The sequence below is a fragment of the Stenotrophomonas sp. SMYL41 genome, assembly GCF_036319965.1.
In the GTDB taxonomy this organism is placed as follows: domain Bacteria; phylum Pseudomonadota; class Gammaproteobacteria; order Xanthomonadales; family Xanthomonadaceae; genus Stenotrophomonas; species Stenotrophomonas maltophilia_R.
Map to the genome: position 1 here is coordinate 142,109 of NZ_JAWIRX010000007.1, position 25,944 is coordinate 168,052.

25 protein-coding genes are annotated in these 25,944 nt (G+C 66.9%); 9 read left to right on the forward strand and 16 right to left on the reverse strand.

Going from position 1 to position 25,944, the window contains the following annotated elements; all coding sequences use genetic code 11:
* Nucleotides 1–7 precede the first annotated feature (7 nt).
* Complete coding sequence (locus V3B30_RS10480; RefSeq protein ID WP_262084624.1) at nt 8–1,402, forward strand: DUF2867 domain-containing protein; 1,395 nt, start codon at nt 8–10, stop codon at nt 1,400–1,402.
* A gap of 38 nt (nt 1,403–1,440) precedes the next feature.
* On the opposite strand, the gene V3B30_RS10485 is transcribed toward V3B30_RS10480, so the two are convergent.
* Nucleotides 1,441–1,872 (reverse strand): pyridoxamine 5'-phosphate oxidase family protein, encoded by a 432-nt coding sequence (locus tag V3B30_RS10485; protein WP_262084625.1) that lies wholly within the window; start codon nt 1,870–1,872, stop codon nt 1,441–1,443.
* Nucleotides 1,873–2,156: 284 nt separating this feature from the next.
* Between V3B30_RS10485 and V3B30_RS10490 the strand changes: the two genes are divergently transcribed.
* Together V3B30_RS10490 and V3B30_RS10495 are read left to right on the forward strand one after the other, a co-directional pair.
* Complete coding sequence (locus V3B30_RS10490; protein ID WP_262084626.1) at nt 2,157–2,591, forward strand: hypothetical protein; 435 nt, start codon at nt 2,157–2,159, stop codon at nt 2,589–2,591.
* Nucleotides 2,592–2,628: 37 nt separating this feature from the next.
* On the forward strand, nt 2,629–3,135 hold the full coding sequence (locus tag V3B30_RS10495; RefSeq protein ID WP_262084627.1) for a PaaI family thioesterase: 507 nt from the start codon (nt 2,629–2,631) through the stop codon (nt 3,133–3,135).
* 6 nt (nt 3,136–3,141) lie between these two features.
* On the opposite strand, the gene V3B30_RS10500 is transcribed toward V3B30_RS10495, so the two are convergent.
* From V3B30_RS10500 to V3B30_RS10515, 4 genes are all read right to left on the reverse strand, one after another.
* Nucleotides 3,142–4,884, reverse strand: coding sequence for a GGDEF domain-containing protein (locus tag V3B30_RS10500; RefSeq protein WP_262084628.1), 1,743 nt, complete (start codon nt 4,882–4,884; stop codon nt 3,142–3,144).
* A 162-nt stretch (nt 4,885–5,046) separates the two neighbouring features.
* A complete protein-coding gene (locus tag V3B30_RS10505; protein ID WP_100471584.1) occupies nt 5,047–6,072 on the reverse strand; it encodes an AI-2E family transporter in 1,026 nt (341 codons plus the stop codon).
* A gap of 116 nt (nt 6,073–6,188) precedes the next feature.
* Nucleotides 6,189–7,241, reverse strand: a complete 1,053-nt coding sequence (locus V3B30_RS10510) for a sensor domain-containing diguanylate cyclase (protein ID WP_100471583.1) — start codon at nt 7,239–7,241, stop codon at nt 6,189–6,191.
* Nucleotides 7,242–7,356: 115 nt separating this feature from the next.
* Nucleotides 7,357–8,364: a LacI family DNA-binding transcriptional regulator gene (locus V3B30_RS10515; protein WP_262084629.1), complete on the reverse strand. Its 1,008-nt coding sequence runs from the start codon at nt 8,362–8,364 to the stop codon at nt 7,357–7,359.
* A 95-nt stretch (nt 8,365–8,459) separates the two neighbouring features.
* Between V3B30_RS10515 and V3B30_RS10520 the strand changes: the two genes are divergently transcribed.
* Genes V3B30_RS10520 through V3B30_RS10540 form a run of 5 tightly spaced genes read left to right on the forward strand, consistent with a single transcriptional unit; the run spans nt 8,460 to nt 13,092 of the window.
* Nucleotides 8,460–9,512, forward strand: a complete 1,053-nt coding sequence (locus tag V3B30_RS10520) for a sugar phosphate isomerase/epimerase family protein (RefSeq protein WP_262084630.1) — start codon at nt 8,460–8,462, stop codon at nt 9,510–9,512.
* 27 nt (nt 9,513–9,539) lie between these two features.
* On the forward strand, nt 9,540–10,757 hold the full coding sequence (locus V3B30_RS10525) for a nucleoside permease (RefSeq protein ID WP_262084631.1): 1,218 nt from the start codon (nt 9,540–9,542) through the stop codon (nt 10,755–10,757).
* Between the two features lie 12 nt (nt 10,758–10,769).
* Entirely contained in the window at nt 10,770–11,894 is a 1,125-nt protein-coding gene (locus V3B30_RS10530) for a Gfo/Idh/MocA family oxidoreductase (protein ID WP_262084632.1), read from the forward strand.
* 19 nt (nt 11,895–11,913) lie between these two features.
* On the forward strand, nt 11,914–12,777 hold the full coding sequence (locus V3B30_RS10535) for a sugar phosphate isomerase/epimerase (protein WP_262084633.1): 864 nt from the start codon (nt 11,914–11,916) through the stop codon (nt 12,775–12,777).
* An 18-nt stretch (nt 12,778–12,795) separates the two neighbouring features.
* Nucleotides 12,796–13,092: a cytochrome c gene (locus tag V3B30_RS10540; RefSeq protein ID WP_100471577.1), complete on the forward strand. Its 297-nt coding sequence runs from the start codon at nt 12,796–12,798 to the stop codon at nt 13,090–13,092.
* 30 nt (nt 13,093–13,122) lie between these two features.
* Here the strand turns inward: V3B30_RS10540 and V3B30_RS10545 are convergent, their stop codons facing one another.
* From V3B30_RS10545 to V3B30_RS10565, 5 genes are all read right to left on the reverse strand, one after another.
* Complete coding sequence (locus tag V3B30_RS10545) at nt 13,123–13,866, reverse strand: DUF1080 domain-containing protein (RefSeq protein ID WP_262084634.1); 744 nt, start codon at nt 13,864–13,866, stop codon at nt 13,123–13,125.
* A gap of 14 nt (nt 13,867–13,880) precedes the next feature.
* Nucleotides 13,881–14,456: a gluconate 2-dehydrogenase subunit 3 family protein gene (locus V3B30_RS10550; protein ID WP_262084635.1), complete on the reverse strand. Its 576-nt coding sequence runs from the start codon at nt 14,454–14,456 to the stop codon at nt 13,881–13,883.
* Nucleotides 14,456–16,141, reverse strand: a complete 1,686-nt coding sequence (locus V3B30_RS10555; protein WP_262084636.1) for a GMC family oxidoreductase — start codon at nt 16,139–16,141, stop codon at nt 14,456–14,458. Before V3B30_RS10555 ends, V3B30_RS10550 begins: the two co-directional genes overlap by 1 nt.
* 27 nt (nt 16,142–16,168) lie before the next feature.
* Complete coding sequence (locus V3B30_RS10560) at nt 16,169–17,065, reverse strand: TIM barrel protein (protein ID WP_262084637.1); 897 nt, start codon at nt 17,063–17,065, stop codon at nt 16,169–16,171.
* Between the two features lie 202 nt (nt 17,066–17,267).
* Entirely contained in the window at nt 17,268–17,831 is a 564-nt protein-coding gene (locus tag V3B30_RS10565) for a single-stranded DNA-binding protein (RefSeq protein WP_262084638.1), read from the reverse strand.
* 292 nt (nt 17,832–18,123) lie between these two features.
* Here V3B30_RS10565 and V3B30_RS10570 point away from each other — a divergent pair, with 292 nt between their 5' ends.
* A complete protein-coding gene (locus tag V3B30_RS10570) occupies nt 18,124–19,155 on the forward strand; it encodes a LacI family DNA-binding transcriptional regulator (protein WP_262084639.1) in 1,032 nt (343 codons plus the stop codon).
* Nucleotides 19,156–19,203: 48 nt separating this feature from the next.
* Here the strand turns inward: V3B30_RS10570 and V3B30_RS10575 are convergent, their stop codons facing one another.
* The 6 genes from V3B30_RS10575 to V3B30_RS10600 all read right to left on the reverse strand — a co-directional run bounded on the left by V3B30_RS10575 (nt 19,204) and on the right by V3B30_RS10600 (nt 25,897).
* Nucleotides 19,204–19,398, reverse strand: coding sequence for a hypothetical protein (locus V3B30_RS10575; RefSeq protein WP_262084640.1), 195 nt, complete (start codon nt 19,396–19,398; stop codon nt 19,204–19,206).
* A complete protein-coding gene (locus V3B30_RS10580) occupies nt 19,395–19,859 on the reverse strand; it encodes a GNAT family N-acetyltransferase (RefSeq protein ID WP_262084641.1) in 465 nt (154 codons plus the stop codon). Before V3B30_RS10580 ends, V3B30_RS10575 begins: the two co-directional genes overlap by 4 nt.
* A 134-nt stretch (nt 19,860–19,993) precedes the next feature.
* Nucleotides 19,994–20,380, reverse strand: coding sequence for an SseB family protein (locus V3B30_RS10585; RefSeq protein WP_262084642.1), 387 nt, complete (start codon nt 20,378–20,380; stop codon nt 19,994–19,996).
* Nucleotides 20,381–20,505: 125 nt separating this feature from the next.
* Nucleotides 20,506–22,221, reverse strand: a complete 1,716-nt coding sequence (locus V3B30_RS10590; protein ID WP_329809650.1) for an alpha-amylase family glycosyl hydrolase — start codon at nt 22,219–22,221, stop codon at nt 20,506–20,508.
* A complete protein-coding gene (locus V3B30_RS10595) occupies nt 22,221–23,708 on the reverse strand; it encodes an MFS transporter (RefSeq protein ID WP_262084644.1) in 1,488 nt (495 codons plus the stop codon). Before V3B30_RS10595 ends, V3B30_RS10590 begins: the two co-directional genes overlap by 1 nt.
* A complete protein-coding gene (locus V3B30_RS10600; RefSeq protein ID WP_262084645.1) occupies nt 23,705–25,897 on the reverse strand; it encodes a Six-hairpin glycosidase-like protein in 2,193 nt (730 codons plus the stop codon). Before V3B30_RS10600 ends, V3B30_RS10595 begins: the two co-directional genes overlap by 4 nt.
* Nucleotides 25,898–25,944: the final 47 nt, after the last annotated feature.

Here is a 25,944-nt window from a genome sequence, read left to right on the forward strand (position 1 = left end):
CATGACGATGCCTGGTTCGACCCGCGATCGCCGTTCGTTTCCAGCAGTGCAGCTTCCGGCACAGGACGGCGGCAGTCCGACCGAAGTCACCCTGATCGCGCAGCTCGGCATCGGTGCCGGTGACGGGCTGGTGAGTGACGCCGGCCAGCGTCAGCGCCACCACCCGGCGTTCATCGATGCGTTGGATGAACCTTCGGCGCGACTGGGTGGCATGCACCTGCAGCACGGGGATGCCTCCTCGCTGTACAGCTTCACCGTCGGTGCCGGTGGCCACCCGTTTCATCGCCATGCAGGCCCGCGCATGTTCACCGCCATCGCCGGCAGCGCGGGAGCCGAGCTGCGTTTCGCCACCGCCTCCGACACGCAGCTGGCAGCAGATCCTGGTGCCTTCGCGCGCACGCTTCGGCGCATCCGCATCCCACCGGACTGCCTGTTTACCGTGCGCTTCGGCGGCGGCACCTGGCACCAGTTCGCGTCGAACCATCCTGCACATCCAGCGCTGTTCGCGTTGTCCTGCCACAGCAATGAACTGGCCGGCGCGATGAGCGAGCAGGCGCGTGCACAGGTGCAACGCAATGCCGCCGATATCCCCAGCCTGACCGAGGTGCTTCCGGAACCGCACTGGCCTTCAGGCACCTCGCTTGCGGCGGCACCGCTGTTGCAACTGTCGCTGCAGGCGGCGCCTCCCAGCCTGTGCGCACACCTGTGCGCGCGTACCCGTGCCCTGCTCGGCCCGCTGCGCCGCATCCCCATGCGGCCGCTGCGCGGGTTCGTCGAACGTGCCACACCGGCCTATCCCATCCATTCGCGGCCCGCCGCCACCGATGGCCTGCTGACCACAGCGCTTCCGCACAGCCACTACCAGGACCTGACCACCCTGTGCCTGGAACCCTCGCAGGTGGCCTATCGTTCCGCATCGGCACTGCTGGCCGAAGTACTGGAGGGCTTCCTGCGCAATCCACCCAGCGGCGTAGGCCATCTGATGGCGCTGCGAAACCGACTGGTGGCGCCGTTGCGGTTGCGCACGTCGCCGCTGGGATGCCCGGTGTCGTCATTGCTGTCGACCGATCGCAGCCGGTTGTTCGCTGGTCGATTTCCGGTGCTGGATTCGCACATCGATACGCAGGACAACGACGCCGAAGTCCTGCTCGGCGCCGACGATCGGCACCTGCGTTTCCGCAGCAGCGTGCGCGTGCAGCGGCGTAGCGATGGACATGTCGAGATCAGCCTGGGCTCACGCGTGCAGACCCTCAATGCGTTCGGCGGCATGTACATGGCACTGATCGACGCCGGGCACCGGCACTATGTCGCGCCGGCACTGCTGCGGCGTGCGGTGGAGCACGCCTTGGCACCGGAACTGGCCAATCTTGGGGATCCGGCAGCACACCCTGCGCACTGCTGACCCCGGAACACGATGCGCCGGGCGCTGCGCGGTTCCGGTCAGATCACGATTTCGCCCTCGTCCTCGCCATCCCAGTAGTGGATGCGGCTGGCGCGCACGTGAATCAGCACCAGTCCCGGTGTATCCACGCCCTGTTCGAACCATCGCTCCAGGTCCTTCACCCAGTGCTGGCTCATCGTAGCGCGGTCGCGCACCAGCGCTGCCCTCCCCTGCATGTGCACGAACAACGGTGGCTTGCCCAGCAGCGACTTGCTGCCGGAAAAACCCAGCGCGACGGCGGGGTCAGCTTCAATCTCGCGCACCATGTCGGTGTCTTCGGTGGTGAAGAACCAGCTGTCACCGTCATAGTCCACGTCACCGTTGTTGCTCATCGGACGACCGGCAATCTCTCCGCCGGCGTGGGTCTGCAGCATCGTGAAATCGATGCCGGCCATTTTCCTGGACAGTTCAGGCAGGGTGAGCTGGGTCATGTCGTCGTCCCTCGTCGGATGGAGTCCCAGCGTCTGCGCAGAGCGGTGACCGAAGCGTGGATGGGCAGTTGCGACCCCTTCACAGAAAACGAGATAGGGCGCATGGCACGTGTGTGACGCACTCCTCACCACCACACCCGCGTTAACAGCGGATGGAGGAACGGTCCTCCACACCACGACACGCCTCTAACAGGGGCTTGCCCGAGAATCGCGCAACCCCGCGGCACCTCCGGCATGGCCGCCGGCGCAACCGGGGCTCCCCTCCGCAACCGCATGGCCTCCACATGGACCTGTTCGCCTGGCTCGCGTTCGGCTGCTACCTGTTGGCGTTCTTCATTGTCTCGCTGTTTGCTGCGGCCTACCTGAAACGCTCCGACTTCATGCCCTACCACGGCCAGGCCGTGGGCCTGCCATGGAAGGAGGTCGAACCGCGCATGCAGTTGCTGCTGATGGCCCTCATCCGCGTGGTCGGCGCCGGTTGGATCGCACTGGCCGGCGCCGGCGTGATGCTGGCCTGGCTGATTTTCTTCGGAGGTCACTTCGCACTGCCGCAGCTGCTGGCGTTCCAGCTGTTCTGCCTGGTCGCCACCGTGCCGCCGGTACTGGTCGCCACCGGCGTACGGCGGCAAACCGGTGCCCGTACGCCTGTACCCGCTGGCGCTGCCGTGGTGGTGCTGTCCGTCATCGGATTCGTGCTGGCGCTGTTGGCGCTGCCCTGACGTGCTGTTCCTCCCTCCCCTTTCATCGAGGCTCCCCATGAATCCCGAATCCATCTTCTACAGCGTGGTCAACGGTGATCTGCCGCCCTCCCAGGCAGGCACCCTGCTCGGCTGGCGCTTCGTCGACTACGACGATGCACGGCGCCGCATCCAGGTCGAATTCGAGGCCGGCCCGGTACTGACCAACCCGATGGGCAACGTACAGGGTGGCTTCCTCTCGGCGATGCTGGACGACTGCATGGGGCCTGCGATCTACGCCACGCTGCCGGCCAACCGCATCGCAGTCACGGTGGAATCCAAGACAAGTTTCGTCAGCCCCGCGCGCCCCGGGCGGATCATCGGCTGGGGTGAAGTCGAACACAGCAAGGGCAGCATCGCCTTCACCCGTGGTTGGTTGACCGACCCGGCCGGCAAGGTGCTGGCAACCGCCAGCGCCACGTTCCGGGTGGGTGCGCTGCGCTGGCGTGGCTTATCGGTACCACGTCCCATAGCGCGCCGGATGATCGCGCGCACGCTGCGCCGGGTGCATGCGCGTATCGGTTGAGGCCGTTCAGCGCGCCATGCGGCCACCGCCGGCCACGCGCACGCGATCACGCCCCTGCGCCTTGGCCTGGTACATGGCCGCATCCGCAGCGCGCAGCAAAGTGCGCCAGCCCAGCGCGTCGGTGCCGCCCTCGGCCACACCGAAGCTGGCAGTGACCCGCAGCACCTTGCCGCCAACCAGTACGATCTCCAGCTGCTGCAGTGCCGCCCGCAGCGACTCGGCCACCTGGCGGCCGCCGGCCAGATCGCCGTCGGCCAGCAATACGAGAAACTCCTCGCCGCCATAGCGGGCAATGCTGTCGCTGCGGCGAAGGTGGCGCTGCAGCAACTGCGCCACCTGCACCAGCACTGCATCGCCCGCGTCGTGGCCATGGCCATCGTTGATCGCCTTGAAGCGGTCCACGTCCAGCAGGATCACCACCGCGCTGTTGCCGCCGTCGTCGTGGCGTTGCTGCACCATCTCGTCCAGCGCCCGCCGGTTCAACAGCCCGGTCAGCTCGTCGGTACCGGCCAGCTGGCGCAGCTCGCTGGTCAACGCCGAGCGCTCGCGCGACTTCTCGCGCAGCACTTCGATGGCATCGAACAGGCGCTGCATCTCGGCCAGCGGGTGGGTCACATGCTGTTCCGGGCCGGGCGCTTCCGAGGCGATCTGGATCACCTGCTTCTGCGCCTGCAGCAGTGGCCGCAGGATCTGCAGGTGGGCAATGCGCAGCGCCACGCCCAATACCACCAGCGTGCCCAGCACCGTCGCCACCAGCACCACCAGGCGCGTCGCTTCGCGGTTGCGGGTGCGCTCGAAGCGGGCGATGGACACGCTCAGGTAGCCGTCGCGCAGCGCTTCCAGCGACTGCAGGGTCGGCACGTAGCGCGTGGTGAACTCGGCAGCAGTCCACGGCGGCGGTACGCCGCGCCGGCCATCTTCGATCAACTGTTCGATCATCGGCAGCGATTCGCCGAAGAACTGCCGGCGTGCCATGTCCCAATGCCAGGACAGCGCCGGATCACTGCGGAACACCGCTTCATGGCTGCCTGCCAGCCGCCACAGTTCCAGCAGGCGGCCTTCGGTCTGCAATGCCGCCCGCAGCTGTTCGTCACGCCATGCCCCCGGTACCGCCACGGGCGCCATCACGTTCGAGGCCAGGCGGCCGCCATGCTCGCGCAGGTCGATCAGCACCTGGCCCTGCATCGCCGGAATCGCCGCTTCGCGGTCGGCACTGACCAGCACGTTGATCTGCGCCGAGGTCAGTACGTGCAGGCGATCGACCACCGCGAACATGCTGCTGATCGCGCGCTCCACGTCCTCCACCCGGCGCGCATCGTGCGGCTGCACCGCCACCCGGTCCACCGCGGCCCGCGCTGATTGCAGGCGACGTTGCGCGTCGGCCAGCATTCCATGCTCGTCGACCACGCCCGGGTCGGCGTTGAACACGGTGTCCAGGTGCTGCAGGGCGGTATCGACCCGCTTGCGCGCGACCGCCAGCTGCGCCGCGAGCCGGGCCTGTTCAGCCGCATCGGCCGTGTTGGCCCCCAGCAGGCTGTTGGCGGGGCCGCGCTCGGCCGACACCAGGTTGGCCAGGTCGAAGGTCTGCCGCAGCTGGCGCAGGCTGACCAGGTTGTCCTCGGCGGCAGTGAAGCGCAGCGTGCCCTGCACCAGCGCGATGGCCATCAACGGCAGCGTACAGACTACGAACAGCCCGGCCAGGATCCAGACCCAGGTCCGCAATCCGATGGGCGACGCCTTGCGGGCCATGCACATTTCCCCTGTCGTGCGGAACACTGTAGCGGCCGCCTGCACAGGCGCCAAGGCGCTACCGGGCCAACCGTTGCCGTGGGTATACCGCGCACGCCGCCAACGCACCGACAAGGCCGCGCAGACCGTCCAATCTGGGCGAATACGTCATGCCTTGCCGCGTCAGATCCAGCGCTGGTCGACCAGTTCGCGCTTCACGTAGGCATAGAACACTGGCGCGGCGACCAGGCCCGGCAGGCCGAACGCCGCCTCCATCACCAGCATGGCCAGCAGCAGCTCCCAGGCACGCGCCTGGATCTCGCCACCGACGATGCGGGCGTTGAGGAAGTACTCCAGCTTGTGGATCACGATCAGGTACAGCAGCGCCGCCACCGCCACATAGAACGAAACCGACAGCGCGACGATGGTGATGATGGTGTTGGAGATGATGTTGCCCACCACCGGCAGCAGGCCTGCGATGAAGGTGATCAGCACCAGGGTCTTCGACAGCGGCAGGTGCACGCCGAACAGTGGCAGCACGCCCAGCAGGAAAACGGCGGTGAACACCGTGTTGAGCAGCGAGATCTTCAGCTGCGCGAACACCACTTGGCGGAATGCGGTGGCCAGGCGGCTGGTACGCCCGATCAGCTCCTGCGCCAGCGGCCCCATCTGCGGCAGCGGCAGTTCGTCATACAGCGCGATCATCGCGCCCAGCACCATGCCGATCAATACGCGCACTCCCACCTGCACCACCGAGGTACCGGCCACGCCCAGCTGGCGCTGATGCTCGGCGGCCCACTCGTTCAGCGCCGTGCGCAGTGCCGGCATGTCTTCGGGAATATAGGGTTGCAGCAGCGCCGGCACCTGGTGGCGCGAGGTGTTGAGGATCTCCATCAGGCGCGCCAGCAGAGCGTCCGGGCCACCGGTCTCGTTGCGGAAGAACGAGGCCACGCCGATGCCGGCCATTACCAGTGCGCTGATGATGATCGCCGACAGCACGATCACCGCGATCGCCCGTGCCCGTCCCGGCGGCAGCTTGCCTTCCACGGTGGAGGCCAGCACATGGGTCAGCTGGAACACCAGCAGGCCGGACAGCAGGGTCACCACCAGGCCCAGCTTCAGCGCCAGCCACATGCCCAGCAGCATCATCAGCCACGCCGCGATCCTTGGAACGGGGGGCTTGGGCTGGGCAACAAGGGCGTCTTGCATGGGAGCGCGTCCGGGCGGGGTGGCCCATGGTAGAGGATTGACCCGCCGATTCGGCGTGCAGGCTGAACGGGCGCTACGTTCTCATCCGGTGGCGGCCCTGCCGGCGCCCCATCGACTCACTCGCCGTAACTGGCCGTATTCTTGCCCTGCCGCTTGGCGTGGTAGAGCGCGCGGTCAGCCAGTGCCAGCCAGTCCTCGACACTGCCTCCCCGCGGCGTAGCGGCAATGCCGATGCTTACACTGAACTCCACGCCCGGCGTGATCTGGCGCGCGGCCTCGAGCAGATGCAGGCGCACCCGCTCGGCCACGTGCATCGCATCGACGGGCGCGCAGTCGTGCAGCAGCACCACGAACTCATCCCCCCCCAGCCGCGCCGGGGTATCACCGGGCCGCGCGAACGTGCGCAATGTTGCAGCGATATGCCGCAGTACCTCGTCGCCCGCGCGGTGGCCAAGCGAATCATTGATGCGCTTGAAGTCATCCACATCAAGCATCAACAGGCAGGCAAAACCGCCCTGGCCCTGGGCCCGGTCCAGTGCCTGCTGCGCACGCAGGATCAGGAAGCCACGGTTGGCCAGCTCGACCAGCGGATCCATCCGGCTGAGCCGCTGCAGCTGGCGATTCTGCGATTTGACCCGACGCGCCAGCTGCCAGCTGAGGATGCTCAGCCCGATGCCGTAGACGAACAGGAACGGCACGCTGAGCACGATCGTGCGCTGCGAGGAAACGGGCTGGTAAGGGAAGCCGAGCACCCACCAGGTGATCGCGAAACCCAGCGCCAGCGCCAGCGTGGCCCGCATCGCCAGGCGCACGCCACCGGCCGCGATCTTGTCGGCAACCAGCAATGCGGCGAACAACGCACTGGGGACCGCGCTCAGCGCCATGAAGGCGATCCAGCCGCCGCCGAAGAAGGAGTCGGCGACCATGCAGCGGAACTGCGCCTGTGCGGGCTGGCGGGCACGCTGGGTCAATACCAGCGCTAGCGCCGGCCACGCCAATGCATTGAGCAGCAGCAGCGCCCAGGCCAGCAGGCCGTCCTGGCGTTCAAGAATGATCGAGGCGATGGGAATCGCGCCCAGGCCATTGCCGACGAAGCGCATCCAGCCGATGCGACGTGCCGCGCCGATGCCTTCGACCGCGACTTCCGACGCGTCAGTCAAGAACGGCATTGCCGACCCCCTTGCGCGATCGCACGTTCCACCCCGGCGCTTGCCGGGGTGCCCACGCTGAGTCTGACAGCTCTGCGTCAATTCGGGATCAAGGACTCAAGGCGGCGCCCTGCCCTCACCTCTGCCCGGGCGCAGCCGTCGAACCCCGCAGCATCAGGCTGAAATCCAGCGTTTGCTGAAGCGGTACATCAACCTGTTCGATGATCGCGAGCAGCAGGTTGACCGCGCGCTCACCAATCTCCCGCATGGGCTGGCGGATGGTCGTCAACGGCGGCGTGAGGTAGCGGGAAGACGCCAGGTCGTCAAAGCCGACGATGGACAGTTCGTCCGGCACGCGGATGCCCAGATCCCGGCAGGCGGCCAGCGCACCCAGCGCCATCTGGTCGCTGAAGCAGAACACCGCGGTCGGTGCGGGCGCGGCGGCCAGCAGCGCCATCGCCGCCGCATGCCCGGACTCCACGGAAAAGTCACCCGGCACGATGCTCAGCTGGCGCAGGCGTCCACGCGCCTTGCCGGCTGCGCGGACGCCTTCCAGTCGCTGCTGGTGCAGCGGGTTGTCAGGCGGCCCACCGACCACGGCAATCCGTTCATGTCCCAGCCCATACAGATGTTCCATCACCACGCGCGCGGCCGCGGCGTTATCGATATGGACGCTGGGAATGCCCAGCGCGGGGTCGAACTCGCAGCCGTTGATCACCGGCGCGGCGGCACCGCGCTGCTGGACGATCTCGCGCGCCGTCGGCGGCAGGCGGTGCCCCAGCACGATCATGCCGTCGGCCTCGTTGCGCCGGAGCATCTGCGCATAGCGCTCCTCGCGGTCGGGTTGATGCTGGGTATCGCCGAGCAGAACCGCATAGCCGACCGCCTGTGCGGCGTCCTCCGCCCCCTGCAGGATCTGCGCGAAGAAAGGATTGGCGATGTCCGGCACGGTGACCAGGATCTTGCCGCTGCGCTGGGTCTTGAGCGTGCGGGCCACCGTGTTGGGCACATAGCCCAGTGCGGCAGCGGCCTGCTCGATGCGCGCGCGGGTGGCCGGCAGGACTTTGTCCGGCCGCGAAAGCGCCCGCGACACCGTGCCTGCGGAGACGCCGACGTGCTTCGCGATGTCGTAGATGGTGGCCATGGCGTTAGTTCTCCTGTCTGCTGTGCACTGCACAACAGGTCCTGCGTGAGCCCCTGCTAGGATAATGCAATCGATTGCATCGAGGGCGAATCACGTTGAAGACGCTCAAGGGTCCAGCGCTGTTCCTGGCGCAGTTCATTGGCGACACGGCTCCTTTTGATCGGCTGGACACGCTGGCCGGATGGGCCGCGGGTCTGGGCTATTCTGGCGTACAAGTTCCCACCAGCGCGCCCCACCTGTTCGACCTGGCCGAGGCGGCGCGCAGCCAGGCGTACTGCGACGATGTTGCCGGCATGCTCGCCGGGCACGGCCTGCAGATCACCGAACTGTCGACCCACCTGCAGGGGCAGCTGGTTGCCGTCCATCCGGCCTACGACAGCCTGTTCGACGGATTCGCGCCACCGGACAAGCGCGGCGACCCGTCCGCCCGCCAGGCCTGGGCGGTGGAGCAGCTGCGGTTGGCCGCCAAAGCCAGCCAGCGCCTGGGGCTGACCGCCCACGCCACGTTCTCCGGCGCATTGGCCTGGCCCTACATCTATCCCTGGCCACAGCGCCCACCGGGACTGGTGGAAGAAGCCTTCGCCGAACTCGGCCGCCGCTGGCGCCCGATCCTGGATGCGTTCGACGCCTGCGGCGTGGACCTGTGCTTCGAGATCCACCCCGGCGAGGACCTGCACGATGGCGCGACCTTCGAGCGCTTCCTTGATGAGGTCGGCCACCACCCCCGCGCCAGGATCCTGTACGACCCCAGCCACCTGCTGCTGCAGCAGATGGACTACCTGGGTTTCATCGACCGCTACCACGCGCGCATCGGCATCTTCCACGTCAAGGACGCGGAATATCGCCCCCGCGCAAGCAGCGGCGTGTATGGCGGCTACCAGGACTGGATCGATCGGCCGGGCCGGTTCCGTTCACTCGGCGATGGCCAGATCGACTTCAAGGCGATCTTCTCCAAGTTCGCGCAGTACGACTTCCCCGGCTGGGCGGTGCTGGAGTGGGAGTGCTGCCTGAAGCACCCCGAAGACGGCGCACGCGAGGGTGCCGCCTTCATCCGCGACCACATCATCCGCGTGACCGAACGCGCCTTCGATGATTTCGCCGACAGCGGCACGGACGCCGCATCACTGCACCGCATGCTGGGAATCTGAGCCATTACCGCCCCGGGAGGGCAAGCCATGTCGCACGCCATGTCGCGCTTGGGCGCGATGATGTTTCTGCAGTTCTTCATCTGGGGAGCGTGGTTCGTGACCCTCGGGACGTACCTGGTGCAGGGCCCGCTGCAGGCCAGCGCCAGCCAGGTGGCCACCGCCTTCCTCAGCCAATCGATCGGCGCGATCGTGGCGCCGTTCCTGGTCGGCCTGATCGCCGATCGCTACTTCGCCGCGCAGCGCATCCTCGCGGTGCTGCACCTGGCCGGCGCGGTACTGATGTGGCTGGCATCCACCGCCACCAGCTTCAGTGTGTTCTCGGCCTGCGTGATGGGGTACATGCTGCTGTTCATGCCGACGCTGGCACTGGCCAACAGCGTGGCGATGCGGCACATGCAGTCGCCCGAGAAACAGTTCCCGCTGGTACGGGTGGCCGGCAGCATCGGCTGGATCGTCGCAGGCGTGCTGATCGGCTGGCTGGGCTGGGAGCAGGCCCATCGGCTCGAACTGACCTTCCGGATGGCGGCGCTGGCATCGCTGGTACTGGGCCTGTATGCGTTCACCCTGCCGCACACGCCGCCACTGGCACAGCAGCGCGACGCCGGGCTGGGGCAGATCCTCGGGCTGGACTCGCTGCGGCTGCTGAAGTCGCGCGCCTACCTGGTGTTCTTCCTGGCCTCCATCGCCATCTGCATCCCGCTGTCGTTCTACTACAACTTCACCAACCCGTATCTCAACGACCTCGGCGTGCGCGGCGCTGCGGGCCTGCAATCGCTGGGCCAGGTCTCCGAAGTGCTGCTGATGCTGGCCATGCCGTTCCTGTTCGTGCGGCTGGGAGTGAAGACCATGCTGGCGGTCGGCATGGCCGCCTGGGTGGTGCGCTATGCCATGTTCGCCTTTGGGGATGCGGGCGGTGGCTTCCCGCTGCTGGTGATCGGCATCGTGCTGCACGGCATCTGCTACGACTTCTTCTTCGTTACCGGCCAGATCTACACCGATGCGCACGCCGGCCCGGCCGCGCGCAGCAGCGCGCAGGGGTTCATTACCCTGGCCACGTACGGCGTGGGCATGCTCATCGGCACCTTCCTGTCCGGCGCGGTGGTGGAGCACTTCACCACCGAGGCTGGCCCCGACTGGCAGCAGATCTGGTTGTTCCCTGCCGGCGTGGCACTGGTGGTGCTGATCGCCTTCCTGCTGCTGTTCCGCGACCGGCCGGTGGCCGCGCCCGCGCCTTCCACGCCCTGAGGACCGCAGCCAATGCCCAAGCTTGGAATCGCCATCATTGGCGCCGGCATGATCGGTGCCGTGCATCGTCGCGCCGCCTTGCTGGCCGGTGCCGAGGTACACGGCGTGGCCGCCTCGTCACCGCAGCGCGCGCGTGAGGCAGCGCAGTCGTGGAATGTTCCGCGTGCGTACCGGGACATCCAGGAGGTGATCGCCGATCCGCAGGTGCAGGTCGTGCACGTCTGCACGCCCAACCATCTGCACCGCGCGATGGCGCAGGCCGCGCTGGAAGCCGGCAAGCACGTGATCTGCGAGAAACCGCTGGCAACCACGCTGGACGATGCACAGGCGCTGGCGGCGCTGGCCGCATCGACCGGATTGGTCGCCACGGTACCCTTCGTCTACCGCTACCACCCGGTGGTGCGCGAGGCGCGCGCACGCATCGCCGACGGTGAGCTGGGGCCGCTGCACCTGATCCACGGCAGCTACCTGCAGGACTGGCTGCTGGATCCTGCTAGCAACAACTGGCGCGTGGACCCGGCTTTGGGCGGCGCATCGCGCGTGTTCGCCGACATCGGCTCGCACTGGTGCGACCTGGTGGAATGGGTCAGCGGTGAACGTTTCGCCGAGGTCAGCGCGGCCTTCGACACGGTGGTCGCCGAGCGCAGCGCCGTCAGTGGCCAGAGCTTCAGTACACCGGCCACAGACGGCGCGATGCAGGCGGTCACGAGCGAGGACGTGGCGGCGGCGATGTTCAGGACCGGCGCTGGCACGCTGGCGTCGTTGACGGTCAGCCAGGTCTCGGCCGGGCGCCGCAATCGCCTCTGGTTCGAGATCGATGGCGCCAAGGCCAGCGTGGCCTTCAACCAGGAGGATGCCGAGCGCCTTTGGATCGGCCTGCCCGACCAGCGCGAGGAGATCTTCGTGCGCGGGCCCCGCGCCGGCACTGCCGAACAGCGCCGGCTGTCGGTGCTGCCGGCCGGGCACGCGCAGGGCTACGCCCAGTGTTTTGAAGCATTTGTCGCCGACAGCTATCGCGCCATCGACGGCGAGCGGCCGCAGGGCCTGCCTACGTTTGAAGACGGCGTGCGCTCGGCGCTGATCGTCGATCGTGTCATTGCATCGGCCAGGTCGCGTGCCTGGACTGCCATCGGTTGAAACCCGGGAGGAGCTGTTGATGAAGACCCTTGTCCGTAGAACTGCAGGCCTCGTCCTGCTGCTCGCAGCGCTGCCTGCCCTTGCAGGCGAAGCTGCCCGCACGCAGAAGCCGATCGCGGTGCAGATGTACACGCTGCGGGATGCCGGCTCGCTGGAGCAGCAGCTGAAGATCGTCCACGACGCGGGTATCCATGCAGTGGAAACGGTCGGCACGCAGGACACCCGCGCTGCCGAACTCAAGCCGTTGCTGGACCGGTATTCGATCAAGGTGGTTTCTTCGCACGTGCCCTTGGCCGAGCTGCGCAGCAACCTGGAGGGGGTGGTGGCCTTCAACCGGTTGATCGGCAACACGACGCTGGTGGTGCCGTACCTGGACAAGAAGGATCGCCCGAGCGATGCCGCCGGCTGGACTGCCCTGGGCCAGGAACTGGGCCGGATTGCAAAGCAGGTGCGCGGCAAGGGCATGCGCCTGGCCTACCACAACCACGACTTCGAACTGGCCGACTTCGACGGCAGGACCGGGCTGGAACTGCTGTTTGCCGCCGCCGGTCCCGACCTGCAGACCGAGCTGGACCTGGCCTGGGTCGCGCGTGCAGGCCTGGACCCGGCGGTGATGCTGGGAAAATTCCGCGGCCACGTGTTCGCGGTGCACGCCAAGGACAATGCGCCCAAGGGCCAGGCCGAAGACGAAGGCGGATTCGCTGCGGTGGGCCAGGGCGTGCTGGACTGGAACGCAATCCTGCCTGCTGCGGCAGCCGCCGGCGTGCATTGGTACATCATCGAGCACGACCAGCCACGCGACCCGGCCAAGGTCATCCAGACCGGCGCGGACTATCTGCGTGAACACCTGACCACCAGCGTGCCCGCCCGTGCGCGGCGCTGACGCATCAAGGAGCCCCGCATGAAAATGATCCTGGCAATGGTGGTGGCCCTGGGTGGCATGAGCGTGGCGACAGTCGCCTGGTGCAAGGACGACCCGGCTGCGGGTGCAAGGCTCTACACCGCGAACTGCGTGGCCTGCCACGGCGCCGATCGTGCGGGCATGCCGGGTGCGTTTCCGGCGCTCACCGACATCGGCAAGCGCATGGCACCTGCACAGATCAAGGAAAAGATCAGCAAGGGCGGTGGGTTGATGCCGCCCTTCTCCCAGCTGTCGCAGCAGGAGATCGATGACATCGCCAGCTACCTGGCGAAGTAAGCGGCCGGCGACCACGCCGGCCGCGTGCCACTACAGCTCGCGCACCCAGATGTTGCGGTAGCTGACCCTGGAGTCATGTTCCTGCAGGTAGAGCGGCGCGCATCCATGGGGCGCGTACGATGGCGCGCCGATGTACTCGGTCTTGCCCGCCAGCACGGTATCGTCCTGCACCAGCACGCCGTTGTGCAGCACCGTGATGCGCGCAGGCGACGTCAGCCCACCGCCCGCCGAAAAGCGCGGAGCCTTCCAGAGGACGTCGTAGGCCTGCCACTGGCCCGGTGCGCGCGAGGCGTTCACCAACGGCATGGCCTGCTTGTAGATCGAGCCCGCCTGGCCATTGGCATAGGTCGGGTTGTTGTAGCTGTCGAGCACCTGCAGCTCGTACAGCTCCTGCAGGAAGATGCCGCTGTTGCCCCGGTTCTGGCCGTCGAAGCCCTTCGTGTCGGTGGGCGTGCGCCACTCGACATGCAGCTGGACATCGCAGAAGCGTTGCCGGGTGCGGATGCCCTTGCTGCCGGGCACGACGGTCATCGCGCCATCGGCAACTTTCCAGGGCACGCGTCCGCCCTGCTCCGACTCCCACGCGGAGACATCCTTGCCATCGAACAGCACGATGGCGTCGGACGGGGCCTTGCCTGGCGGTGTAGCCACGGTCGCAGGTACCGGCGTCCATACCTCGGTCTTCTTCGGATCGCGCGCGGCGTCGGCCCCGTTCTGCGCGAACACGGGTGCGGCGGCCAGCACGGTGGCCGCAATCAGTAGCGGCTTGATCATCCTGTTGCGCTCCATCAGCTGGTCCCCCACGCGGGCGTACCGGGGACATAGGCGAGGTCGCCGTCGTAACGCCCCGGCACGGCGACGTACTGCAGCACCCCGGTGGCGCCGACCTTGGAGGTGAAGAAGCCGAAGATGGCCAGTTGCTTGAGCATCGTGAAGTAATGCGGCATCGCCTCGCCCTCTTCTGGCGTACCGGTTTCGGTCACATCGGCATGGCGTGCCCTGGACTCTGCATCAAGCGTGCGCAGCAATTCGGTCCGGGCTTCCGGCGTGAGCGACACGAAGCGGCCACCGGCCCGCTTGTCGATATCGACCAGGCCCGCCCGGAACGCCGCCTGCTGCCGGGCGGTGTAGCAGTCGCTGACGAACGTTGCCATGAACAGGCCCGCGCCAGCATCCTTCGCCCCTGGCGTCCGGGTCCGCGGCAGGATGGTCTCGGCGATCTCGTCCAGCGTGCCGACATCGGCGTCGGAGAACAGGGTCTTCACCGGTGCGGCAGCGGCCTTTCCCTGCGCGAGCGCAGGCAGGCCGACCATGGCCGCACCCGTAGCGGCGACGATCATTTTCAACAGCTCGCGGCGATCCATCAGAGGTTCCCCGCTTTCAGTTCACGCACGGCGTGGTCGGCCGCGCGCGCGGTCAGCGCCATGTAGGTCAGCGAAGGATTCACGCAGGCGCTGGAGGTCATGCAGGCACCGTCTGTCACATAGACATTGGGGGCATCCCAGACCTGGTTGTGCAGGTTCAATACCGAGCTCTTCCGATCACGTCCCATGCGCGCAGTCCCCATCTCATGGATGCCCTTGCCCGGGGCGTAGTCGTTGTCGTGCATCTTCACGTCCTTGACGCCGGCCGCCTCCAGCATCTCGGCGGCATCGGCGGCCATGTCCTTGCGCATCGCCAGTTCATTGGCGCGCATGGCAACATCCATCGCCAGCACCGGCAGCCCCCATTTGTCCTTGCGGTCGCGGTCCAGGCGGATCGCGTTGTCGTGGTGCGGCAGCATCTCACCGAACCCGGTCATGCCGATGCGCCAGTCACCGGGCACGGTCAGCGCCTCCTTCAGGTCAGCACCGATGTTCAGTTCGGCGATCTCGCGCGACCAGCCGGTGCGGCTGGCGCCGCCCTGGTAGCCGAACCCGCGCAGGTAGCCGCGCTTGTCGGCCGCGACGTTGCGGAAACGCGGAATGTAGAAGCCGCACGGACGACGGCCGAAGTAGTACTTGTCTTCGTAGCCCTCGACCCGGCCGGAGGCGCCCGCTCCAAAATGATGGTCCATCACGTTGTGTCCAAGCTCGCCCGACGAGGAGCCCAGCCCGCCCTCCCACACATCGGTGGCCGAGTTCATCAGCAGCCAGGTCGAGTTGAAGGACGACGCGTTGAGGAAGATGACCTTGGCGGTGTACTGGTAGGTCTGGCCGGTCTCGGCGTCGATGACCTCCACCCCACGCGCACGCTTGCGGTCCTTGTCGTAGAGCACTTCCTTGACGATCGAGAACGGCCGCAAGGTCAGGTTGCCGGTCTTCATCGCCGCTGGCAGCGTCGCCGCCTGTGTCGAGAAATAGGCACCGAAGGGACAGCCCAGGATGCACTTGTTGCGGTACTGGCAGTTGACGCGGCCCTGCTCGGGCATCGGCTTGGTGATGTTGGCGGTGCGCGAGTGGATCATGTGCCGGGTACCGCCGAACGCCTTCTTGATCCGTGCGGCCACATCCTTCTCGACGATGTTCAACGGGATCGGCGGCAGGAACTCACCATCCGGCAACACGTCCAGTCCTTCGCGCGTGCCGGCGATGCCGGCGAATCGTTCCACATGGTCATACCAGGGCGCGATGTCCGCGTAGCGGATCGGCCAATCGGTCGCGATTCCGTCCTTGAGCTTCGCCTCGAAATCCAGGTCGGAGAAGCGATAACTCTGCCGGCCCCACATCAGCGAACGGCCACCCACGTGGTAGCCACGAAACCAGTCGAAGCGCTTGGTTTCGATGTAGGGCGAGTCCTGTTCGTTGGCCCACATTCCTTCCAGGTTTTCGGCCAGCCCGTAGTCACGCATCAGCACCGGGAAGTCGGCCTTCATCGCCTGCGTTGGCCGGTTGCGGTGCGGAAAGTCCCACGCTTCCTTCATCGCATTGACGTAGTCCTTGACGTGCTCGATGTTGCGCCCGCGTTCCAGCATCAGGACCTTCAGGCCCTTCTCGGTCAGCTCCTTCGCCGCCCAACCGCCACTGATTCCCGAGCCAACAACAATGGCGTCGTAGTGATTATCTGCCATGGGTTTCTCACCTGGGTGGATATCGTTTCAGACGTCGCAGAGGCGGATCGCCTCGCGCAATGAGGCAACGGGATCAGGCGCTACAGGTGTAAACTCCTGCGCCAGGTATCCCTTGAAGCCGGTGTCGCGGATCGCGCGACAGATGGCCGGATAGTGGAGCTCCTGCTGGTCTCCGATCTCGTTCCGGCCGGGCACGCCCGCGGTGTGGTAGTGCTTGAAGCAGGCGTGATGCTTGCCGATGGTGGCGATGATGTCGCCTTCCATGATCTGCATGTGATAGATGTCGTACAGCAGGCCGAAGTTGTCCGAGCCAAGCCGCTGGCACAGCTCTACGCCCCAGGCCGAGTGGTCGCACAGGTAGTCGCGATGATCGACCCTGGAATTCAGCAGTTCCATCACCAGCACCACCCCGCGCTTCTCGGCATGCCCGAGGATGCGCTTGAGGCCGGCCTCGGCATTGGCCATGCCCTCGGCAGGATCCATGCCGCTGCGGTTGCCGGAGAAGCAGATGAGATTCCGGTAGCCGGCATCGGCCACCAGATCGATGTGCCGCGTGTAGCGCTCCACCAGCTCATCATGGAACTGGCGGCCGGCGAAGCCCTTGGTCAGGCCCAGCTCCGCGCCGTTGCACATCGAGCTGTACACGCCATGGGCCTTCAACGTGGGCCAGTCTTCCGGGCCGACCAGATCGATGGCGGCGAAGCCGATGTCCTTCACCGTCGCGCAGAGCTGGGCGACCGACAGCTGCGGGAAGGTCCAGCGGGCGACGGAGTGCTTCAGGTTGCCCTTGAGCGGAGCATCGGCGGCGAATGCGGGGAGCACGCCTGCCGCCCCCAGGCCAATGCCGCCGGCAACCGCCAGGCGCAGCGCATCGCGCCGCGTTAGGCCCGTTGCCGGGGCCGGTCTGATCGAATGGATGGACATCCACCTGCCGGCCTCCCAACCGGTATCAAACGCAACGATTCACAGCAATGCAATCGATTGCACCATAGGGGAGGAAATTGTCTGTTTGCAAGTCGCGGTGCACGAAAATCAATGCTGCGAGGCACAAGCTCCAGGGAATCGCGGGAAAAAGAAAAGCCCCGCGTGAACGGGGCTTTCTTTTCTGCTGCAAACGCGCGTTCGATCAGAACGGAATATCGTCGTCAGCGAAGTCGTCCATCGGCGGCGCCTGCTGCGGCTGCGGGCGCTGGTTGCCACCCTGGTTGCCGTAACCGCCGCCCTGGTTGCCGTAGCCACCGCCCTGGCCACCACGCTGGCCACCGCCACCGCTGCCGTACTCCTGACGCGGCGCCTGCTGGCGCTGCGGACGATCGCCACCGTAGTTGCCACCACCGCCGCCACCGCCGCCTTCGCCACGGCCGCCCAGCATCTGCATTTCATCGGCAATGATGTCGGTGGAGTACTTCTCCACGCCGTCCTGGCCGGTGTACTTGTCGTAGCGCAGGCTGCCTTCGACGTAGACCGAGCTGCCCTTGCGCAGGTACTCGCCGGCGATCTCACCGAGCTTGCCGAAGAACACCACACGGTGCCATTCGGTACGTTCCTGCTGGTTGCCATCCTTGTCCTTGCGGACGCTGGTGGTGGCCAGGCTGATGCGGGTGATCGCCATGCCGCCCTGGGTGTACTTCACGTCCGGGTCGTTGCCGAGATTGCCGACCAGGATGACTTTGTTGATGCCGCGCGCCATAGGTACCTTCGTCCGTTGTCCAGGGGCAGACCGCCAGTGATAGCACAGCCCCGGGCGGGGGTGCAGTAGGCTGGGCCGCCCCTGTTGAAATTGGGGGAATGCGAGAACGATGCATCTTAGCATTGCCGCCGCCATCTGCCCGGCCGGAAGACCCCGGCCGCGCCGGAGGATTGAACTGATTTCCTTGTCCGGCAATGACTTACCGTTGCCTCAACGGCCGTCCGGAGAGGCATTCGCGTCTGCCCATGGCATCATGCCCGGGCACCTTCCCCCCTGCCCCTTCCGCGTGCCCATGACGATCAAAGGCAAAGCCACCTCCCTGGACATCGCCCACCTGGCCGGGGTCTCCCAGCCGACCGTGTCGCGTGCCCTGCGGGGCAGCCCGATGGTCAACGCCGAAACCCGCGAGCGCATCCTGCGCATCGCCCGCGAGCTGAACTACAAAGTCGACAAGAACGCCTCCAGCCTGCGCCTGCGCAACGCCGGCACGCTGGCCCTGCTGTTCTTCGAGGACCCGACCAACGACGACTCGCTGATCAACCCGTTCTTCCATTCGATGCTGGGCTCGATCACCCGCGCCTGTGCCCTGCACGGGCAGGACCTGCTGGTCTCGTTCCAGCAGCTGTCCACCGACTGGCAGGCCGATTACGAGGACAGCAACAAGGCCGACGGCATCATCCTGCTCGGCTATGGCGACTACCACGAATCGCGCGACCGCCTGCAGCGGCTGGTCGAACAGGGCACGCACTTCGTGCGCTGGGGCGCCGCGCTGCCCGGCCAGCCCGGTGTCTCGATCGGCAGCGACAACTTCCAGGGCGGGCACGACATCACCACCCACCTGTTGAAGCAGGGCTGCCGCCGCATCGCCTTCCTCGGCCATGCCTCCAGCCATTACCCCGAGTTCCAGGAGCGCTACCGCGGCCATGTCGCGGCCCTGCAGGACCACGGCCTGGCCGCCGAACCGGCGCTGCAGCACGATGCGATCACCACCGAGGCCTCCGGCCAGGAGGCCTGCCAGGCGCTTCTGGCGCGTGGCGAGCCGATCGATGCGATCTGCGCCGCCAGCGACCTGATCGCCATCGGTGCGATGCGCGCCCTGCGCGACGCCGGCCTGCGCGTGCCGCAGGACGTGGCGGTAACCGGCTTCGACGACATCCCGCTGGCGGCCTCGGTATCCCCGGCGCTGACCACGGTGCAGCAGGACACCAAGCAGGCCGGGCAGCTGCTGGTGGAACGCCTGCTGGCGCTGATCGGCCGGCAGCCGGTGGAAAGCCAGAGCATCCCGGTGAAGCTGGTGGTGCGGGAATCGTCGCTGCGCGGGTAAGCGCAGTCAGCGCGTCGCCACCTTCGGTCCCGGCAACGCCAGCCGCACCTAGGCCACGATCGAAGCGACGATGCCCAGCGCCGCCGGCACTCCGAACGTCCATGCCGAACGGCCCTGCTGTCGCGCCCGCTGCGCCAGATGCCAGGCCGCGCGCAGCAGGTGCATGGACACCAGCGCGGCGGCGATGGCTGCGACCAGGAAGATCAGCGCAAAGCGGGAATGAGGGGCCGTTGGGGCGTTCATGCGGCCAGCCTGCGCACCATCACCAGAACTCGAAGGCTGCGATTGTCGGCTTCCTGCAGCGGCTTCCAGCCCAGCCGCGCGTACAGCCCACCGTCCAGGGCCTCGGTCTGCAGGTACAGGTCGGTCACACCCATCCGCACCGCCTGTGCCGCGGCCTGCTCGACCAGACCGCCAGCGAGCCCACGCCCGCGATGGCTGTCGGCCACGAACACGCTGCCCAGCCAGTGCTCGTACTGCGGGAAGGCCTGCATCTCGCGGCGCTTGAGCTGGACCGCACCGACCAGCTGGCCGCCATCGAAGGCGGCCATCAGGTGCGGGAATCCCCCGGCATCCTGCGGCAGGTTGAGCCGCTGCAGTTCCTGTTCCAGTGAAAGGCCAGCCTCCCGGCCCCATTGCGCGTGGTACCACTGCGCCAGTTGCATTCGTTCCGGCGCGTCAGCCGGAAGCATCCTGAATTCCATGGCAGAGCCTCGTTCCCGATGTTATCCAGAGGGGACCACGTCGGGCGGCCGAAGGGAAGCTTGCTGTTGACTGATCTGGCAGATGGCAGGAGCAGCCGAGCATTGCTCGACGCTACAAGTGACGAGGCGGCGGCTCAGCCCTGGGCGAAGTCCTTCAGGATTTCGCCCACGCCGCTCGGGGAAACCTCAAAACCCAGCGAAGTACCCGGGTTGATCACCACACCATAGCCACCCGGTACGCGGCGCAGCACGTCCAGCATCAGCCAACGGATCTGGTGGGGTACCTGCTGGCTGTAGATGCCTACCCGCGCAGGATCGGTGAACACCGCCACGTGCAGGGTGCCCTGCTTGTCGAACAGCAGCGGGTCGAAGCCGCTGCCATCGGGGGTGACCAGGCTGCCGGTCAGCAGCACGACTTCGGAGGCAACGAAGGCCTCCATGAAGGCGCGAATCGGCACCGCCCCGTCCATCGCCGCCTTCAGCAGGGTTTCAATCGGGGTCTGCGGGGCGAGGTCGGTCATGGCGGTACAGCGGGCTGCGGGAGGGGGCTATTGTAGAGTCGGGCTTGCTCGACTGCTCGAAAAGCGTGCCAACCAAGGTTGGCACCCACCAGAGCGGGAGGGCCGGACCATGCCCGGCGGCGCCCTCACCGCCCCAGCCGCTGGTCGCGCGCCTGCTGGTCGGCCATGGCCTTGTCCAGTTCGGCCTGCAGCGCTGGCTGCTTCACCTGCGCGTCCAGCACGTAGACCCTCACCCCGTGCGCGGGGATTTCGGCCTGCAGGCGGCCGTCCACCTTCAGCGCCCCGCCCCCCAGCGCATCGCGCCAGGTACCGGCCTGCAGGTAGCGCTCCACGCTGAACGTCTTCGCCCTGTCGCCCTTGTTCAGCAGCACCAGCGCGGTCTGCGCCACGTCGCCATGCTGCAGCACGCGGAAGAACACCGCCTCATCACCCTGCAGGCGCTCGTTCACCTGCAGGCCACGCTGCAGCGCCGGCGTGGCTTCGCGCAATCGCGCGATACGCTGCAGCGGCGCGAAGATCGGGCTCTGCGGCGCAGCGTCCACGCGCGACTGGCCGAAGTAGGCGCGGTTGCCGGCATGCTCGGCGCGGCCACGCATGAAGCCGGTTTCCGAACCGTAATAGACCACCGGAATGCCGCGTGCGGTGAACAGCCAGTTGTGCGCGTCGATGAAGCCGTTGTCGCTGGCCTGCAGGCGCGGCATGTCGTGGTTGTCGTAGAAACTCATCAGCTCGTACGGGTTGGCGTATGGCCCGCCACTCAGGTGCAGCGGTTCGGCCAGCGTCTCAAAGCCCTTGCCGGCAGTGCCGAAGGTCTGCTCCATCGCGCCACGCAGCGGGAAATCCAGCACGCTGACGTTGGCATTGGCCGGCCAGGTGTGTTCGGCAATGTTGGCCGCGTTGTAATCGAACGCTTCGCCGAACATGAACATGCCCGGATGCTCGGCGCGGATGCGCTCGACGAAGGCGTGCCACCACGGGTGCGGCAGCCAGCCAATGGTGTCGATGCGCAGCGCATCCACGCCCTGTGCGGTCCACTGCAGGTACGCACCGACCAGATAGTCCATCACCGCCGGATTATCCTGGTTGAAGTCGGACAGCTCGGCCAGGTTGCCGTCGAAGATCGAGCCATCCTTGCTGTCGACCGGGCCGATGTTGTTGTAGAAGGCGTGCAGCGGGTTGTGCTTCGGATCCAGTTTCTGCGGCGGCAGGTTCTGGTGGTCGGCAATCAGCTTTCCGTCCTTGTCGAAGAGCTGGCCGAACTGCGGCTGCCGCGTCGGCATGGTCCAGGCCGGCGAACCGTGGTTGCCGACGATGTCCAGCACCACCTTCAGGCCTGCGCCATGCAGGCCCTGGGTCAACCCGGCGAAGTCCAGGTCCTTGCTCGGCAAGTGCTCATCGAGTTTGTAGAAATTGATGCCCCAGTAGCCGTGATAACCGGTTTTGCCGCGATCGGTCAGCGTGCTGGTACAGCTGATCGCTTTGCTGCCGGTAAAGGCCTCGTCCGGGTTGTCGACAAGCGGCGTGATCCACACTGCGCCGAAACCCAGGTTGCGGATGTATTGCGCATTGTCGAGCACGCCGCGGAAGTCGCCGCCGAGGTAGCCGATGTTGCCGTCGACCTTGTCCGGGCATGGCACGGGGATATCAAAGGTGCGGTGCTTGCCGCCCTGGTCGCGATGATCGTTGGAGGGGTCGCCGTTGACGAAGCGGTCGGTGACCACGAAATACACCGCATCGCTGGCGAACGGCTCGGTGGTGCCGACGTAGTCCGGGCGCGGCGCAGCCGCCGCATGGCCGGCCAGCAGCACCAGGGAAACAGCAACAGACAGCGCTCCACGCATCACACCACCTCCGGACGGGACGGAACCCGCAGCACGCACAGGCCGGCGACGAACAGGCTGCAGCCGCCCAGCACCAGCACATGCATCGGCTGGCCACCCAGCCAGGCGCGCAGGGCAAAGCCGAGCGCACTGGCCGCCACCAGCTGCGGGATCACGATGAAGAAATTGAAGATGCCCATGTACACGCCCATCTTCGACGCCGGCACGCTGTCGGACAGCAGTGCGTACGGCAGCGACAGGATCGACGCCCAGGCGAAGCCGACGCCGGCCATCGACAGCAGCAGCCAGTGCGGATCACGGATGAACATCAGCGAGACCAGGCCTGCACCGCCCAGCCACAGGTTGACCAGGTGGCTCCAGCGCAGGCCGATCAACCGCACCATCGGCGGGATCAGTACCGCGGCCAACGCGGCGAAGCCATTGTAGGCACCGAACAGCACCCCCACCCAGTTGGCGCCTTCGTTGTAGGCCGCCGACTGCGGATCGGTCGAGCCGAAGTGGGTGCCGGCCACCGCGGCGGTGGTGTAGATCCACATGGCGAACAATGCGAACCACGAGAAGAACTGTACCCAGGCCAGGCGCCGCATGGTGACGGGCATCGCGCGCAGGTCGCCAACGATGGCGGCCAGCATGTGGGTGCCTGGCAGCGCGCGGGCGAGCGCCAGCAGAAGGCCATAGCCCGCACACAGGCCGGCCAGCACGTACAGCATCCTGTCGCCCTGCCGCCAGGCGATCAGCAGCGCCAGCAGCACGCCCAGCCCCAGCCAAAACACCACCTGCGCCCACGGTGCCGGTCCGCTGACCGCGGCTGCGGTGTGGTGTGCCGGCGGCTCGGCATCATCGAAGCCGGCCAGCTCTGCGGGCGAGTACTCGCGGGTGCTGACCACCGTCCAGGTGATCGCCGCCAGCAGCACCACTGCGCCGAAATAGAAGGCATAGCGAACGGTGTCCGGCACTTCACCTGCGGCGGCCGTATTGGCGATGCCGAACTGGGCCAGGATGAAGGGCAGGAAGCTGGCGACGATCGCGCCCACGCCGATGAAGAAGCTCTGCATCGCATAGCCGGCTGGCCGCTGGCGTGGCGCCAGCTGGTCGCCAACGAAGGCACGGAACGGTTCCATCGACACGTTGATCGACGCATCCAGAACCCACAGCGTGCCGGCGGCGATCCACAGCGTCGGCGAATTCGGCATCACCAGCAGGGCCAGGGTGGTCAGTACCGCACCGATCATGAAGAAAGGACGGCGGCGACCCCAGCGGGTCCAGGTGTGGTCGGACAGGTAGCCGATCACCGGCTGCACCAGCAGGCCGGTCAGCGGCGCGGCGATCCACAGCCCCGGCACCGCCTCCATGTCCGCGCCCAGGGTTTCGAAGATGCGGCTGGCATTGGCGTTCTGCAGGGCGAAGCCGAACTGGATGCCGAGGAAGCCGAAGCACATGTTCCAGATCTGCCAGAACGACAGCTGCGGCTTTGCAGGGCGGCTCATCGGTTGCCCTCGACCACAGCCACCGGCGCCACCTTCAGCGCCTGCACCTGGGCCTGGTTGAGCACGCCGTCGCGCCCGCCCTTGCCGCCGGTGTAATGCGCGAAGTGCTGCAGCGCGCTCATGTTGAAGCCCTCTTCCAGCTTCACGCTGCAACGTCCCTTGGGCACGCTGAACGTCGCGGCAGTGGAATCCTGTGCGGTCACGCTGTGCGGCAACGTCACGGTCAAGCGCTGCACGGGCTGGGCGGCGCACTGCACCGCCAACTGCTTCACTGCGGCGGTCACACCGGTGTTGATCGGTCCATTGGGGTTGCTGTACTGCAGGCGCAGGCGCACCTGCCCGGCCTTGGCTGCAGTGAACTGCCACTGGCGTGCACCGCGCAGCACCTGCTGTGGGCCAACACACAGCATCGGGCTGTGCAGCGATTCGAGTGCACCTTCGCGACGGGTCAGGCTCAAACAATGCTGCAGGCCGTCGTCGCCGATCCGTGCCACGCCCTTGTGGATCGCGGTCACCGCCCGGCCGTCCTGCCACAGCACCTGGCCTTCGGCCACCGCTACCGACCAACCCTTTCCGCTTCGCCGCGCCTGCGGTGCAGCCGGAGTTGCCGGTGCACGCGCCTCTGCATCGGCCGTGCTGGCGGGCAACGTGCGCGACGGCGCGGCCACCAGCTGCACGGTAGTGGTGGTCCCGCGCATCTTCACCTTGCCCGCCACCAGCAGGCCATCACCCACCTGCTTCGGCCGCTCCAGCACATAGCGCTTGCCATTGGCTTCCAGCGTGATGCGGCGCTGCTTGCCGAACAGTTCGGGCACCAGCACCGCCGGCAGCTTGGGCTGCACCCGGCCATCGTCCTGCACGCCGAATACGCCTTCGACCACCATCGACAGATAGCCGGCCACCGACCACAGCTGGCGTTCGGAGTTGACCACCGGGCCGCTGAGTGCGCCTTCGTCAACATGCACGGCCTGGCTGGCCAGTTCGTAGTTCTCCATGTTGGAACCGGCCAGCGCCGCGCCCTGCATCAGCGAGCGGATCTCGGCGGCGATGCGCGGCGCGTCGTCCAGCTGCCGCGCGGCACGCAGCGAGTAGGCACTGACGAACGGCCAGATCGCGCGGTTGTGGTAGATCGGCTGCTGCGCCTCCTGCGGCCACACCACCGGGCTGCCGGCCAGCCCCATCGGGTATGCAGCCAGTGCACGGCGTGCGCGCTCGGGTGGCAGCACCTCGGCCAGGATGCCCAGCGACAGGCCAAGCAGATCGACCTTGGCGTACGGTACCGGGTGCGCGGCTTCGCCGATGTAACTCATGTACTGGCCGATATCCTCGCGCCAGAAGCGTGCATCGATCTGCTGCGCCAGCGCATCGGCCCACGCCTTGTAGTCGGCCGCGCGGGCGTCGCCGTGCTGGCCGGCCAGGCGTTCGGCCAGGCGTAGCGCCTGGTAGTGCAGTACGTTGGTGGACAGCGCGTAGGAATCACCGATGAAGCGCACGTCCTCACGGGTCCAGTCCGGGTAGGTCTGCTCGCGCCAGTCCAGGAACGAGGTCTCGCCACGGTACAGGCCCATCTGCGCATCGAACACCATCGCGCGGTCCTGCGCCAATGTACCCTGCAGCGCCTGCCAGACCTGGTCGGCAAACGCGTGATCCTCCAGCAGGTGGCGCGCGGCCAGGAACCACACCACGCGGTCGCTGCTGATCGGCCAGCTGCCACCGGAACCGGTGTCCTGCGCCACGAACAGTCCGGGCGTCTGCACGTCGCGTGCCGCCGACAGCTTGAACTGCAGCGACTGCCGGGTGCGCTGCGGATCCAGCCGCGCCAGCGCCAGGTCGGCGGCAAAGCTGACATCGCGGGTCCACACATAAGGCCAGCGCGCGCCGGTCTGAAAGCACGCGCACGGCACCGGCCGGCCTTCGTCGAACGCAGGATCACGGATCGCATCCACGCGGTCCTGGTCCATCTCCTGCTGGGCCAGCGCGAACAGTGCATCGAACATCACGCTGCCGGTCTGGCTGCGCATCGGCATCGGCGCGATGCGCACCTCGCCCTTCTGCGCATGCAGCACGAAGCTGCCCTTGGCAGCGGCTTCGGCGCGCGCATGGCGGCCGTCGAATTGCAGGTCGGCCGCCTGCGCGGTCGATCCCAGCGCTGCCCCCAGGGCAGCGGTCAGGCAAATGGTCTTCAGCATCGAAGCGGCGGACCGGCTTGCGCCCGTCGGCCTCCCTCCCTCTCTGC

Coding starts and splice junctions, on each gene's coding strand:
- V3B30_RS10555 (WP_262084636.1), bottom strand. CDS start 16,141: ATGGCAGATAATCACTACGACGCCATTGTTGTTGGCTCGGGAATCAGT.
- V3B30_RS10500 (WP_262084628.1), bottom strand. CDS start 4,884: ATGGCCCGCAAGGCGTCGCCCATCGGATTGCGGACCTGGGTCTGGATC.
- V3B30_RS10560 (WP_262084637.1), bottom strand. CDS start 17,065: ATGTCCATCCATTCGATCAGACCGGCCCCGGCAACGGGCCTAACGCGG.
- V3B30_RS10495 (WP_262084627.1), top strand. CDS start 2,629: ATGAATCCCGAATCCATCTTCTACAGCGTGGTCAACGGTGATCTGCCG.
- V3B30_RS10600 (WP_262084645.1), bottom strand. CDS start 25,897: ATGCTGAAGACCATTTGCCTGACCGCTGCCCTGGGGGCAGCGCTGGGA.
- V3B30_RS10545 (WP_262084634.1), bottom strand. CDS start 13,866: ATGATCAAGCCGCTACTGATTGCGGCCACCGTGCTGGCCGCCGCACCC.
- V3B30_RS10540 (WP_100471577.1), top strand. CDS start 12,796: ATGAAAATGATCCTGGCAATGGTGGTGGCCCTGGGTGGCATGAGCGTG.
- V3B30_RS10590 (WP_329809650.1), bottom strand. CDS start 22,221: ATGCGTGGAGCGCTGTCTGTTGCTGTTTCCCTGGTGCTGCTGGCCGGC.
- V3B30_RS10565 (WP_262084638.1), bottom strand. CDS start 17,831: ATGGCGCGCGGCATCAACAAAGTCATCCTGGTCGGCAATCTCGGCAAC.
- V3B30_RS10515 (WP_262084629.1), bottom strand. CDS start 8,364: ATGGCCACCATCTACGACATCGCGAAGCACGTCGGCGTCTCCGCAGGC.
- V3B30_RS10575 (WP_262084640.1), bottom strand. CDS start 19,398: ATGAACGCCCCAACGGCCCCTCATTCCCGCTTTGCGCTGATCTTCCTG.
- V3B30_RS10535 (WP_262084633.1), top strand. CDS start 11,914: ATGAAGACCCTTGTCCGTAGAACTGCAGGCCTCGTCCTGCTGCTCGCA.
- V3B30_RS10480 (WP_262084624.1), top strand. CDS start 8: ATGCCTGGTTCGACCCGCGATCGCCGTTCGTTTCCAGCAGTGCAGCTT.
- V3B30_RS10595 (WP_262084644.1), bottom strand. CDS start 23,708: ATGAGCCGCCCTGCAAAGCCGCAGCTGTCGTTCTGGCAGATCTGGAAC.
- V3B30_RS10580 (WP_262084641.1), bottom strand. CDS start 19,859: ATGGAATTCAGGATGCTTCCGGCTGACGCGCCGGAACGAATGCAACTG.
- V3B30_RS10585 (WP_262084642.1), bottom strand. CDS start 20,380: ATGACCGACCTCGCCCCGCAGACCCCGATTGAAACCCTGCTGAAGGCG.
- V3B30_RS10530 (WP_262084632.1), top strand. CDS start 10,770: ATGCCCAAGCTTGGAATCGCCATCATTGGCGCCGGCATGATCGGTGCC.
- V3B30_RS10525 (WP_262084631.1), top strand. CDS start 9,540: ATGTCGCACGCCATGTCGCGCTTGGGCGCGATGATGTTTCTGCAGTTC.
- V3B30_RS10490 (WP_262084626.1), top strand. CDS start 2,157: ATGGACCTGTTCGCCTGGCTCGCGTTCGGCTGCTACCTGTTGGCGTTC.
- V3B30_RS10485 (WP_262084625.1), bottom strand. CDS start 1,872: ATGACCCAGCTCACCCTGCCTGAACTGTCCAGGAAAATGGCCGGCATC.
- V3B30_RS10505 (WP_100471584.1), bottom strand. CDS start 6,072: ATGCAAGACGCCCTTGTTGCCCAGCCCAAGCCCCCCGTTCCAAGGATC.
- V3B30_RS10550 (WP_262084635.1), bottom strand. CDS start 14,456: ATGGATCGCCGCGAGCTGTTGAAAATGATCGTCGCCGCTACGGGTGCG.
- V3B30_RS10570 (WP_262084639.1), top strand. CDS start 18,124: ATGACGATCAAAGGCAAAGCCACCTCCCTGGACATCGCCCACCTGGCC.
- V3B30_RS10510 (WP_100471583.1), bottom strand. CDS start 7,241: ATGCCGTTCTTGACTGACGCGTCGGAAGTCGCGGTCGAAGGCATCGGC.